The sequence below is a fragment of the Pseudomonas alloputida genome (genome assembly GCF_021283545.2).
Lineage (GTDB): Bacteria > Pseudomonadota > Gammaproteobacteria > Pseudomonadales > Pseudomonadaceae > Aquipseudomonas > Aquipseudomonas alloputida.
In genome coordinates, this window is the sequence record NZ_CP128540.1 from 4,440,306 (window position 1) to 4,453,549 (window position 13,244).

At 62.6% G+C, this 13,244-nt stretch carries 8 protein-coding genes; 3 read left to right on the forward strand and 5 right to left on the reverse strand.

Features of this window, described 5'->3' with window-relative positions; translation table 11 throughout:
* Positions 1 to 20: 20 nt before the first annotated feature.
* From rraA to ppsA, 3 genes are all read right to left on the reverse strand, one after another.
* Positions 21 to 512, reverse strand: coding sequence for a ribonuclease E activity regulator RraA (gene rraA, locus LU682_RS20580; RefSeq protein ID WP_010953085.1), 492 nt, complete (start codon positions 510 to 512; stop codon positions 21 to 23).
* Between the two features lie 204 nt (positions 513 to 716).
* Positions 717 to 1,709 carry an alpha/beta fold hydrolase gene (locus LU682_RS20585; RefSeq protein ID WP_010953084.1) on the reverse strand — a complete coding sequence of 331 codons (993 nt, stop codon included), beginning with the start codon at positions 1,707 to 1,709 and terminating at the stop codon, positions 717 to 719.
* Between the two features lie 101 nt (positions 1,710 to 1,810).
* Complete coding sequence (gene ppsA, locus LU682_RS20590) at positions 1,811 to 4,186, reverse strand: phosphoenolpyruvate synthase (protein WP_003248638.1); 2,376 nt, start codon at positions 4,184 to 4,186, stop codon at positions 1,811 to 1,813.
* 191 nt (positions 4,187 to 4,377) lie between these two features.
* Here ppsA and ppsR point away from each other — a divergent pair, with 191 nt between their 5' ends.
* The gene (gene ppsR, locus LU682_RS20595) at positions 4,378 to 5,196 is read left to right on the forward strand and encodes a posphoenolpyruvate synthetase regulatory kinase/phosphorylase PpsR (RefSeq protein ID WP_010953083.1); all 819 of its coding nucleotides are present in this window, start codon (positions 4,378 to 4,380) and stop codon (positions 5,194 to 5,196) included.
* Between the two features lie 111 nt (positions 5,197 to 5,307).
* Here ppsR and LU682_RS20600 read toward each other — a convergent pair whose 3' ends face one another.
* Positions 5,308 to 10,173: an NAD-glutamate dehydrogenase gene (locus LU682_RS20600; RefSeq protein WP_049586685.1), complete on the reverse strand. Its 4,866-nt coding sequence runs from the start codon at positions 10,171 to 10,173 to the stop codon at positions 5,308 to 5,310.
* A 275-nt stretch (positions 10,174 to 10,448) separates the two neighbouring features.
* Here LU682_RS20600 and LU682_RS20605 point away from each other — a divergent pair, with 275 nt between their 5' ends.
* A complete protein-coding gene (locus LU682_RS20605) occupies positions 10,449 to 10,802 on the forward strand; it encodes a hypothetical protein (RefSeq protein WP_020192899.1) in 354 nt (117 codons plus the stop codon).
* Between the two features lie 83 nt (positions 10,803 to 10,885).
* On the opposite strand, the gene LU682_RS20610 is transcribed toward LU682_RS20605, so the two are convergent.
* A complete protein-coding gene (locus LU682_RS20610; protein WP_010953080.1) occupies positions 10,886 to 11,791 on the reverse strand; it encodes a LysR family transcriptional regulator in 906 nt (301 codons plus the stop codon).
* Positions 11,792 to 11,914: 123 nt separating this feature from the next.
* On the opposite strand from LU682_RS20610, the gene lysA reads away from it, so the two are divergent.
* Positions 11,915 to 13,147 (forward strand): diaminopimelate decarboxylase, encoded by a 1,233-nt coding sequence (lysA, locus tag LU682_RS20615; RefSeq protein ID WP_010953079.1) that lies wholly within the window; start codon positions 11,915 to 11,917, stop codon positions 13,145 to 13,147.
* Positions 13,148 to 13,244: the final 97 nt, after the last annotated feature.

Consider the following 13,244-nt stretch of genomic DNA (forward strand, 5'->3'; position numbering starts at 1 on the left):
CCATCAGCGCGTGCGGCGCATTACTCCGGCATTTTCAGCGGTTTCGGCGAGACCAGCACGCCATTGTTGTCGGCATACACATACTCACCCGGGCGGAAAGTTACCCCGGCGAAGGTCACCACCACGTTGAGATCGCCAATACCCCGCTTGTCGGTCTTCATCGGGTGGCTGGCCAGGGCCTGCACGCCAACGTCGGTCTGGATCAGCACGTCGACATCACGCACGCAGCCGTAGATCACCAAGCCTTCCCAACCGTTTTTTGCGGCTTTTTCGGCGAGCATGTCGCCGAGCAGCGCACGGCGCAGCGACCCACCGCCATCGACCACCAGCACTTTGCCCTTGCCGTCGAGTTCGACCTGCTCCTTGACCAGCGAATTGTCCTCGAAACACTTGATGGTAACGATCTGGCCACCGAACGAATCGCGGCCACCAAAATTGCTGAACATCGGCTCCAGCACTTGTACCAGGTCCGGGTAGGCGTCACACAGGTCGGGCGTTACGTAATGCTGCATGGGAAGCTCCTGTCAGTCACAACGAAAGCGGGTATCGGCCAAGGCTACACCTTGGAGGCTGTCGTAGTCATCCGGGACCGGGCAGTCATTTGTATTCATCCTGTCTCGGCCCTTCCATGCATGACCCGTTCCTGCACAGGAACGCGCGTTATCCAGTGTAGGAGCGGGTTCACCCGCGAAGAGGCCATGACAGGTACAGCAAACTCAGCTGGCAGGCACAGGTTCCGCAACGACAGTGGACGCATGCACCGGCAGCAGCGGGTTGTGCAGCCAGCGCTCCACCAGCGGCCACACCTGCACCTGCGCAGCCTTGCTCACCAGCATGTCGACATGCCCAAAGGCCTCGAAACCTTCTTCACGACCCAGCCGCAGGAACTGCTTGCGCTCGCCGCCCAACTGCTCGAACAGCTTGCGACAGGCCCACACCGGGTCCTGGAAGTCCCCTGCACCGGCCACTGCCAGCAGCGGTACATCCACTTCAGCCAGCCCTGCCCACCAATCGTTCTGCTTGTCGCCAAAGCGCCCGAACAGGCCGTGCCAGCGCATGCTCTCCAGGGCGAGGCCTATCGGCTCGTCTTCAGGCCCACGCTTGAAACGTGGCCCGGATATCTGCCCCCAACGCTTGAGCACCAGCTTCGCGCCCCAAGCCAGCGGCGGCACTTTCAACGGCCAATAGACACGGCTGATCTGGGTACCGAACAGCGCCACGCTGGCCAACTGCTCGGCAGCCAGAAAACCACCGCCCAGCGCAGCTACCAGGGTGGTGCCACCCAGGGAATGACCAACCCAGTGCGGCGCCTGGCCCGATTGCTCGCGCACGAAGGCGTTGATCAGCGGCAGGTCATCACGGGCGTAGGCGGCAACGCTGTTGTGTTTCCAGTCATGGTTACGCGGCGACAGGCCGTGGCCTCGCATTTCCGGGATCCAGACATCGAAACCGGCACGTGCAAGGTAGGCGCCCAGGCCAACCCCTTTGGGCGAATACCAGAAGCGCCGATTGGAAAAACTGCCATGCAGGAGAATGACCGGCACGCCCTGGGCCTGAGCCTGGTCGGCCAGCCCCAGACGGGTGATGGCGAGCTCGACGCTGGGGTCCGGGCCATTGCCGGCCTTGATCCGATACACGTCTTCGCTGAGATCGCCGCGGCGCTCGGCACTGAGCAGGGCCACGGGGAATAAAGTGCTGCTGCTTTGCATAAGGTTGCTTGGTGCACAAAAAAGGGCGGGGTCCATTGCTGGAGCTCGCCCTGGAAAAAACCAGGCAGGAGGGCGCCAGACGCCCCCCCGCGTTTACTGCATCAGGCCGCGCCTTGGCCTTCGGCCAGGAAGAACCAGGTCTCGAGTACCGAGTCCGGGTTCAGCGACACGCTTTCGATGCCCTGCTCCATCAGCCACTTGGCCAGGTCCGGGTGGTCCGATGGGCCTTGGCCGCAGATGCCGATGTACTTGCCAGCCTTGTTGCAGGCGGCAATGGCGTTGGCCAGCAGCTTCTTCACCGCAGGGTTACGCTCGTCGAACAGGTGGGCGATGATGCCCGAATCACGGTCCAGGCCCAGGGTCAACTGGGTCAGGTCGTTGGAGCCGATCGAGAAGCCGTCGAAGTATTCCAGGAACTCTTCGGCGAGGATGGCGTTGGACGGCAGTTCGCACATCATGATCACGCGCAGGCCGTTGTCGCCGCGGGCCAGGCCGTTTTCGGCGAGCAGGTCGACGACCTGGCTGGCTTCGCCCAAGGTACGCACGAACGGCACCATGATCTCGACGTTGGTCAGGCCCATCTCGTTGCGCACACGCTTCAGTGCACGGCACTCGAGCTCGAAGCAGTCACGGAACGATTCACTGATGTAACGCGAAGCACCGCGGAAGCCCAGCATCGGGTTTTCTTCTTCCGGCTCGTACAGCTTGCCGCCGATCAGGTTGGCGTACTCGTTGGACTTGAAGTCCGACAGACGCACGATGACCTTTTTCGGGTAGAAGGCCGCCGCCAGGGTGCTGATACCCTCGACCAGCTTCTCGACATAGAAGCCGACCGGGTCGTTGTAGCCGGCAATGCGCTTGTCGACGCTGTCTTTCAGGTCGGCAGGCAGGCCCGCATAGTTCAGCAGCGCCTTGGGGTGCACGCCGATCATGCGGTTGATGATGAACTCCAGGCGTGCCAGACCGACACCGGCGTTGGGCAGCTGGGCGAAGTCGAAGGCGCGGTCCGGGTTGCCGACGTTCATCATGATCTTGAACGGCAGTTCCGGCATGGCATCGACCGAGTTCTGCTTGATGTCGAAGCCCAGCTCACCTTCGAAGATGAAGCCGGTGTCGCCTTCGGCACAGGAAACGGTCACGCCCTGGCCGTCTTTCAGCACCTGGGTAGCGTTGCCGCAACCGACAACCGCCGGGATACCCAGCTCACGGGCGATGATCGCCGCGTGGCAGGTACGGCCACCGCGGTTGGTGACGATGGCGCTGGCGCGCTTCATCACCGGCTCCCAGTCAGGGTCGGTCATGTCGGAGACCAGCACGTCACCCGGCTGGACCTTGTCCATTTCTGAGACGTCGTTGATGACGCGAACCTTGCCGGCGCCGATACGCTGGCCAATGGCACGGCCTTCGACCAGCACGGTGCCTTTCTCTTTGAGCAGGTAGCGTTCCATGACGTTGGCGCTGGAACGGCTCTTCACCGTCTCAGGGCGGGCCTGGACGATGTACAGCTTGCCGTCGTCACCGTCCTTGGCCCACTCGATGTCCATCGGGCGCTGGTAGTGCTGCTCGATGATCATGGCCTGCTTGGCCAGCTCGCTGACCTCGGCATCGGTCAGGCAGAAGCGTGCGCGCTCGGCGCGGTCGACTTCGACGGTCTTGACCGAACGACCGGCCTTAGCCTCGTCGCCGTAGATCATCTTGATCGCCTTGCTGCCCAGGTTGCGGCGCAGGATGGCCGGGCGGCCGGCCTGCAGGGTGTTCTTGTGCACGTAGAATTCGTCAGGGTTGACTGCACCCTGCACCACGGTTTCGCCCAGGCCATAGGCGCCGGTGATGAACACCACGTCGCGGAAGCCCGACTCGGTGTCGAGGGTGAACATCACCCCGGCGGTGCCGGTTTCGGAGCGGACCATGCGCTGCACGCCGGCAGACAGGGCCACCAGCTTGTGGTCGAAGCCCTGGTGCACGCGGTAGGCGATGGCGCGGTCGTTGAACAGCGAAGCGAACACTTCCTTGGCCGCGCGGATCACGTTATCGACGCCGCGGATGTTGAGGAAGGTTTCCTGCTGGCCGGCGAACGAGGCGTCCGGCAGGTCTTCAGCGGTAGCCGAGGAACGCACGGCAACGGCCATGTTGTCGTTGCCGGCGGCCATTTCGGCGAAGGCCGTACGGATTTCCGAATCCAGGCGTGGCGGGAATTCGGCTTCCATGACCCACTGGCGAATCTGCGCGCCGGTCTTGGTCAGGGCATTGATGTCGTCAACGTCCAGCGCGTCGAGCGCGGCGTGAATGCGGTCGTTCAGCCCACTCTGCTCGAGAAAGTCACGGTACGCCTGAGCCGTAGTGGCAAAGCCGCCCGGCACCGACACGCCGGCACCGGCGAGGTTACTGATCATCTCGCCCAGGGATGCGTTCTTGCCCCCCACATGCTCCACATCATGGACGCCGAGCTTATCGAGGGAAACTACGTACTCTACCAAGGTGATCTCTCCACTAACTGTGTTGGAAAAGCTCAAAAGGCGCCCGCCTGTCTTCTATGACTTGGCCGGGCGTTTGTGGCCTGTACCTGGAAAATAGGCGCTGCAAATGTGGCAGAATGTCGACAGCCGCATTCGGCAAACCGAACTTATCATATCCAAGAATCGTCATCAGCTTAAGGCCCAGATCGCAAATGAAACGAACCGCGTTCTTCATCTCCGACGGCACCGGTATCACTGCCGAAACCCTGGGCCAGAGTTTGCTCGCGCAATTCGAGAGCATTCCCTTCAACAAATTCACCCGCCCTTACATCGACTCGCCGGACAAAGCGCGGGTCATGGTCCAGCAAATCAACGCTGCGGCCGAGCGGGATGGGGTCCGCCCGATCATCTTCGACACCATTGTCAACCAGGACATCCGCGAGATCCTGGCGACGTCGAATGGCTTCATGATCGACATCTTTTCTTCGTTTTTATCCCCACTTGAGCAGGAATTGATTGCCCATTCGTCGTATTCCGTGGGCAAATCCCACTCGATTGGTGGCAATTCCAACTACATGGAACGCATCGAGGCGGTGAATTTCGCCCTGGATAACGACGATGGTGCACGCACCCACTACTACGACAAAGCCGACCTGATTCTGGTTGGCGTGTCGCGTTGCGGCAAAACCCCAACCTGCCTGTACATGGCCATGCAGTTCGGCATCCGTGCCGCCAATTACCCGCTGACCGAGGATGACATGGAGCGCCTGCAGCTGCCGGCGGTGCTGAAAAAGCACCACAGCAAGCTGTTCGGCCTGACCATCGACCCCGACCGCCTCACCGCCATCCGCCACGAACGCAAGCCCAACAGCCGTTATTCCAGCTTTGCCCAGTGCGAATTCGAAGTGCGTGAAGTGGAAAGCCTGTTCCGCAGGGAGAACATTCCCAATATCAATTCCACGCATTTTTCGGTGGAAGAGATTTCCGCCAAGATCCTGGTCGAAAAAGGCGTGGAGAGACGGTTCAAGTAACAGCCCCGCCCCCCCTGTAGGAGCGAGTTCACCCGCGAAATGGCCCGCCCAGGCATACAAAAAAAAGCCCCGGCATCACTGCCGGGGCTTTGTTTTACCTCACTACAAGGCTCAGGACGGCACCACCGCTGCCTGCCCGCTCATGGCCAGGTCGACCAGCTCGCGGTTGGCCACCGCGTACATCGCATAGTCAGTGCCCGTGGCATTGCGCAGGTCGTCGAGCATGGCGCGCCAGCGCTCCACCATTCCCCGATGCTGCTCTGACCACAGCGCCACGCGGGCATCCATGTCTTGCGGTGCATCGGCCATCTGCAGGACTGAAATGGTGATCGCCCGCTGCTGCAAGTCGATATCGTCGCGGAATGCCTCGCGCGCCAGCGCCTGCCAGTTGTTTTCCACCGGCAGGTTGCTGATTTCCTGCAGGTACCAGGTCAGGTCCAGCGCGCTGCCCACGGCGAAGAATGCCTTGGCCACCTGCGCAGGCTCATGGCCGGTCACGTCGGCCGCTTCAATGATCGGCAGCAGGGTGTACAGGTGGCTGGTACCCGCCACCATACGCGCCAGCAACTCCGGCACACCGGCGTCGACAAAGCCCTGGTAGCGGACCATCCAGCGTTCGCGGGTAGGGCCTTCGAGCAGCTCATCCAGCTTCAGACCCAGCTGCGCGATCTTCGGCCCGAAGTGCGCGGTATCGCGCCCGGCGTCCTGTTCGTTGCGGCGGCTACGCAGGAACCAGCGGGTGGCTCGGCGGCCCAGTCGCATCAGCTCGTCCATCAGGGTGAGCTGGATCTCTGCCGGCACCTGATAGTCCAGCGCCTCGATCTGGCGGAACCAGTGCGGCAGGTGGAAGATATCGCGCACGATCACGTAAGCACCGGCCACGTTGGCCGGGCTCATGCCGGTCGACTCCTTCAGGCGCTGGACGAAGGTGATACCCATGTTGTTGACCAGGTCGTTGGCGATCTGGGTGCTGACGATTTCGCGCTTCAGGCGGTGGCGGCGCATGGCCTCGGCGAACTTGCTGACCAGGGACGGCGGGAAAGCGGTTTCCATGTCACGGGTCAGGTAGTCGTCGTCCGGCACCAGCGACTTGAGCAGTTGCTCCTTGAGGTCGATCTTGCTGTACGAGATCAGCACCGACAGCTCGGCGCGGGTCAGGCCCTGGCCGGCAGCCAGGCGTTCGGCCAACTGCTCTTCGGACGGCAGGAATTCGATGGCACGGTCCAGCTTGCCCCGCGCCTCGAGGTCGGCCATCAGGCGCTTGTACTCGGCAATCCGCTCGCGGGCGCGGCGAGCGGCCAGCGAAAGCGCCTGGGTCTGCTTGTAGTTGTTGCCCAGCACCAGGCCGGCCACTTCGTCGGTCATGCTGCCCAGCAGCTGGTTGCGCTGCTTCTCGGTCATGTCGCCACCCTGCACCACTTCGTTGAGCAGGATCTTGATGTTGACCTCGTGGTCGGAGCAGTCCACGCCGCCGGCGTTGTCGATGAAGTCGGTGTTGGTGGCGCCGCCGTTCAGGCCGAACTCGACGCGGCCGAGCTGGGTCATGCCCAGGTTGCCGCCCTCGCCCACTACCTTGCAGCGCAGTTCGTTACCGTTGACCCGCAGCGCATCGTTGGCCTTGTCGCCGACATCGGCGTGGCTTTCAGTGCTGGCCTTCACGTAGGTACCGATGCCGCCGTTCCACAGCAGGTCCACCGGGGCCTTGAGCAGCGCGTTCAGCAGCTCGGTCGGGGTCAGGCGGTCGGCTTCGATGGCGAAGCGCTCTTTCATCTGCGGGCTGATGGCGATGCTCTTGGCACTGCGCGGGAAGATCCCGCCGCCTTCGGACATGATGCTGGTGTCGTAGTCGCTCCAGGCCGAACGCGGCAGGTCGAACAGGCGCTTGCGCTCGGCAAAGCTGGTGGCAGGGTCGGGGTTGGGGTCGATGAAGATATGCAGGTGGTTGAACGCAGCCACCAGTTGCAGCTTGTCGGACATCAGCAGGCCATTGCCGAACACGTCGCCGGCCATATCGCCCACACCAATGACGGTGATCGGGTCTTCCTGCACGTTGATGCCACGCTCGCGGAAGTGACGCTGCACGCCCACCCAGGCGCCGCGCGCGGTAATGCCCATCTTCTTGTGGTCGTAACCGGCCGAGCCGCCCGAGGCAAAGGCATCGCCAAGCCAGAAGCCGTAGTCGATGGCAATGCCGTTGGCGATGTCGGAGAAGGTCGCGGTGCCTTTGTCGGCCGCTACCACCAGGTACGGGTCGTCATCGTCATGACGCACCACGTTGGCCGGCGGCACCACGCCACCGTCCTTGAGGTTGTCGGTGATGTCGAGCAGGCCGGAAATGAAGATGCGGTAGCACGCCACGCCTTCGGCGGCGATCTCGTCACGGCTGCCGCCCAGCGGCAGGCGACGCGGCAGGAAACCACCCTTGGCGCCGACCGGCACGATGACCGAGTTCTTCACCTGCTGGGCTTTCACCAGCCCCAGCACTTCGGTACGGAAGTCCTCTTCGCGGTCGGACCAGCGCAGGCCACCACGGGCAACGTTGCCAAAGCGCAGGTGCACGCCCTCGACGCGCGGCGAATAGACGAATATCTCGAACTTTGGCACCGGTTTGGGCAGTTCGGGGATCAGCTTGGGGTTGAACTTGAAGCTGAAGTACGACTTGTTCTGGCCGTTGGCGTCGGGCTGGTAGAAGTTGGTACGCAGGGTGGCCTTGATCAAGTCCAGGTAGCGCCGCAGGATGCGGTCTTCGTTGAGCACCTGCACGTCATCCAGGGCGCTCAGGATGGCCTGTTCCAGGCGCTGCTGCTTGTCGTCAAGGTCGTCCTGGGTAAGCTTGCGCGCCAGGTAGAAGCGGGTCTTGAACAACCGGGTCAGCTCACGGGCGATGTCGGTGTGGTTGTTCAGGGTGCTGGCGATATAGCCCAGATCGAAGCCCAGACGGATCTGTTTCAGGTAACGGGCGTAGGCACGCAGCAAGGCCACGTCGCGCCACGGCAAGCCGGCGGTGAGCACCAGGCGGTTGAAAGCGTCGTTCTCGGCGTCACCACGGACGATGTGGATGAAGGCGTCCTGCAGGGTGTCGTTGAGCTGCTGGATGTCCAGGCTCAGGCCTTCGCTGTAGGTGAAGGCGAAGTCGTGGATCCAGTATTCGCGGCCATTGGCATGGCGCAGGCGGTACGGGAACTCGCCGAGCACGCGCAGGCCGAGGTTTTCCAGAATCGGCAGCACGTCGGACAGCGCCAGCGGGGTGTCGGCGTGGTACAGCTTGCAGTGCAGGATGCGCTCGCCCACCTGGGTCAACGGCTGGTAGAAGCTCATGGCCAGCGGCTTGCTTTCCGACAGGTTCAGCACATGCTGCAGGTCGACCACCGCCGAGTGCGCGGCGAAGCGCTCGCGGTAACCGGCCGGGAAGCCTTTGGGGAAATCGGCGAGGATGTTGGTGCCCTGGGCTTCGCCGAAGTTCTCCACCACCAGTGCCGAGTAGTCGTCATGCCACGAGCGGCAGGCCTGGATGACTTCGCGTTCCAGCTGCTGCGGGTCGATGTCGATACGGTTCTTGGGGTCGACCCGCAGGATCAGTTGCACACGGGCCAGTACCGATTCGGAGAAGAAGGTCCAGAACTCGCAGTCGCTGGCCTTCAGGCGCTCCATCAGCACCTGCTGGATCTTCTGCCGTACTTCGGTGGAATAGATTTCACGCGGGACGTAGGCCAGGCAGTAGCAGAAGCGGCCATACGGGTCTTTACGCAGGAACACGCGGATCTTGTTGCGCTCCTGGATCTGCACGATTGCCATGACCGTGCTGAACAGCTCGTCGATCGGCGTCTGGAACAGGTCGTCGCGCGGCAGCACTTCCAGCACCTGGGCCAGTTCCTTGCCCAGGTGGGCCTTGGGATCAAAGCCCGAACGGCGCTCGACTTCGGCCACCTTCACGCGGATGTACGGAATGGCATGCACGCTTTCGCCATACACCGACGAGGTGTACAGCCCCATGAAGCGGTGCTCCTTGATGACCTTGCCGTCGGCGTCCAGCTGGCGGATCGACACGTAGTCCGGGTAGGCCGGGCGGTGCACGCGGCTGGGCAGTGCGGCCTTGGCGAACGACAGCAGCAGCGGCTCGTTGAGGTAGGCCACAGCGTAGTCTTCGATGCGCAGCTCTTCTGCGGTCAGGCCCACGCGCAGACGGCGCGGCAGGCCGAGGAACGACTGCTCGTCGTAGACCATCTGGCCGCCATCGGCGTCGCCCTTGACGGTGAATTCTTCATAGCCCAGGAAGGTGAAGTGGTTATCCAGCAGCCATTCGAGGAAGGCCTTGACTTCGCCTTTCTCGTTTTGGGCGGGGCCAAAGGCGGTTTGCTCCACCTGCGCTACCACTTCACGCAGCTTGGCCTTCATCGGTTCGAAGTCGGCCACCACCACCCGTACCTCGGCCAGCACCTGCTCGATCTCGCGGGTCAGCACTGTCAGCTCGGCGGCATTGGCGCAGCGGTCGATCTCCAGGTACATCAGTGACTCGTAGCGCACGCCTTCGCCCTGGGTTCCCTTGGGCAGCAGCTCCAACAGCTCGCCCTTGGCGCCACGGCGCACGCTGAGCACGGTGGTTTGCAGGGTGTGGATGCTGTAGCCACGGCGGTTGAGCTCGGTGCGCACCGAGTCGACCAGGAACGGCAGGTCATGGTGCAGCACTTCGACCACGGTATGGGTCGACTGCCAGCCATTGCGTTCGTAATCAGGGTTGTACACCCGCACTTGCGGGTATTCGGGGTCGAAACGCTCGATGATGCGCCAGGCTGACAGGGTGCAGCCGGCCAGGTCGGAAAGCCTGCGCTGGGTGAGTTCGTCCAGAGAGATGATGCCGAAGAACTGCTCGGCGAACAGCGCCACTTGTGGCAGGGACTGTTCGCTGATGTGCTGCGCCAGGGCCGCTTGCAGTTGATGCTGGAAGTCGGCTTTGCTGGCTGCGGTGAAGAACGCCATCTGTGGTACTCCGCTTGGGCTTTGTAATAATTGAAGCGTCGCTGCGTGCGCCGTGTACGGATCAACGATAGCCAACCCGTGGCATGACGGACGGTAAAAAACCAGACGTTGAACGTGCGCAGGCACGCCCAGGGCTCGCCGAAGCTTAACGACTGATCGGTCATCTACGCTTGCAGCGCTGCGACAATTTCGGTCAAGGGGCGGTAACTTTACGTTTATGCCTGTACGCAAGACTGTCAGAATTCCCTTCCGTTTCCTTTGACCCGAGCCTGCTCATGCAAATCAACACCGCCCTGCTGTTCGCCACCCCTTGCGATGACGAGGAAGACAACATGGCGACCCTGTGCTGCCACAGCGACAAGGGTCAGATGTTCCTGCTTACCCGTTACCCGGACGAGGACACCGTCGACCTGACGCTGGATGACGAGCCGTCGACGCTGGATGGCCTTAAGGTGACCCTGAGCGCCAAGCGCCTGCTGATCGAAGTGGCGGCAGGCGACCGGGACGCGCTGAAGGGGGATGAAGTACTGGAAATCAACCTGACCAGCGATTTGAGTGACATGGATGAAGTGAAGGAAACCCTGGAGAACATCCTGGCCGGTACTGGAACCTTGGTCTGCGAGCTTTGAACCCTGCCTAGTGGGAGCGCGGTCCACCCTGTGGGAGCGCGCCAGCTTTTAGAAATTGAGCAAGACAGTTGCCCCCACAATGATCAGGCCAGCGCCTGCTGCATTTCTTTGGCCTGCACCCGCAACGCCTCGCAAAACGGCTCCACCGCTGCCGATGCCGGCCGATGGTCCGGGCGTATGAGCATCACCTGATAGGGCACCGATACCCGTAACCTGCGGATCGGCAACCCGCCTTGCGCCGCCTCCAGCCCGCTGAGCGGGTTGATGATCGCCACCCCCAGGCCTTGCCTGACCATGGCGCACACCGAAGCGGCACTGGTGGTTTCGATGACCGTGCGGCGGTTAACCCCGGCTGCACGAAAGTGCTGATCCAGACGCTGGCGGTAGGTATCCAGGCTGGCCAGGTTAATGAAATCGACCTCATGGAAATCACTCAGCTCCAGTTCAGCCTTCACCTGCAGCGGGTGATGCTCGGGCAACACGCACACCATGTTGGCACTGAACAGCAATTCACCATACGCGCCGCGCGGTATCTGTTCGACTTCAGTCAGGCCAAGGTCATGCTGCTGGGCAACCAGTGACTCCTCCAGCAACGGCGACTCCTGCGCCAGAATGCTCACGCTCACGCCACTGTGCTGCTGGTGAAAGCGCTGGCAAGCCTTGGGCAACAAGGTTTGCGAGAACAGCGGCAGGCAGGTGATGGCCAGCCGGCCCTGCTCGAAGTTGCGGATGGCCTGGGCAAAGCGATCGATCCGCTCCAGCCCGACGTAGGCCCGCTCGACCTCTTCGATCAACAGCAGCGCCTGGGCCGTCGCCACCAGGCGCCCGCCCTCGCGCTCGAACAGGTTCAGGCCAGTCACCTGCTCCAGCCGCGCCAGTTCGCGGCTGACGGTCGGCTGCGAGGTGAACAGCAGGCGCGCCGCCCCCGTGACACTGCCAGCGGCCATGATGGCGCGGAACACTTCGATGTGGCGGACGGACAGTTTCACGGCAATACCCGGAGAGTCGACAATGGGTATATCAAATATGAATGGCAGATAGAAAAATAGCTATTTTTCTGAATTCACCCTTTGGCTCATCCTCGTGGCCTTCCTTATACGAGTAACGCCACCATGACCGCACCCTTCACCCTCTTGGCCGAGGCGGTTCGCCAGCACGGCTCGCCACTATGGGCATACGACACCCGCACCATCGCCGATCGTGTCGAGCAGCTGAACGTGTTCGACACCGTACGTTTCGCCCAGAAAGCCAACCCGAACTTGCATGTGCTGCGCCTGATGCGCGCCCATGGCCTGGTGCTGGACGCCGTGTCGCTGGGTGAGATGGAACGGGCCTTCGCCGCCGGCGCGAGCGTTGACGGTGACCCTGCCGGCGTGGTGCTGACCTGCGACGCGCTGGACCGCCCCACCCTGGAACGCGTGGTGGCGTCGAAGATCGAAGTCAACGCCGGCTCCATCGACATGCTGCACCAACTGGGTGAGCGCTCGCCCGGCCACCGCGTGTGGATCCGCATCAACCCGGGCTTCGGCCATGGCCACAGCCGCAAGACCAATACCGGCGGCGAAAACAGCAAGCATGGCATCTGGCACGAAGAGCTGGACGAGGCGCTGGCGTGCATCAAGGCCCATGGCCTGCACCTGGTGGGCGTGCACATGCACATTGGCTCCGGGGTGGACTACCAGCACCTGGAACAGGTGGCCCGCTCGATGATCGAGCTGATCGGCCGCCTGGGCGTGGACATCGAGGCGTTCTCCATCGGCGGCGGCCTTTCCACCCCTTACCGCAGCACCGACAAACCGGTCGACCTGCAGCGTTATGCGCAGACCTGGGCGGTGGCGCGCAAGGAGATCGAAGCGATGCTCGGCCACCCGGTGCGCATGGAGATCGAACCCGGGCGCTTCCTGGTGGCGGAGTCGGGCTATCTGGTGGCCGAAGTCCGTGCCGTGAAACAGGTGGGGCGCAATACCTTCGTCATTATCGACGCCGGCTTCAACGACCTGATGCGCCCGGCGATGTACGGCGCCTACCACGGCATGACCCTGCTCGATGCCGATGGCCAGGCAGTAGATCGCCCGCGCCAGCCGACCGTGGTGGCCGGGCCGTTGTGTGAATCGGGTGACGTGTTCACCCAGGATGACCAGGCACTGACCCCGCAGGACCTGCCCCAGGCACAGGTGGGCGACCTGCTGGTGATCCACGATGCCGGGGCCTATGGCGCGTCGATGTCGTCGAACTACAACAGCCGGCCGCTGCTGCCGGAGTTCCTGATCGAGAACGGTGCCCTGCGGATGATCCGCCGGCGGCAGACGGTGCAGGACCTGCTGAGCCTGGAGGCGGATTTCTAAAGATCGCCCCTGGGCGTGCACACTCTTTTGCGGGCACGCCCGCTTCCAACTGGCCTTCACCTCCAGCTTCATCCCCCGGCACGCTCAAGCTGGGTGA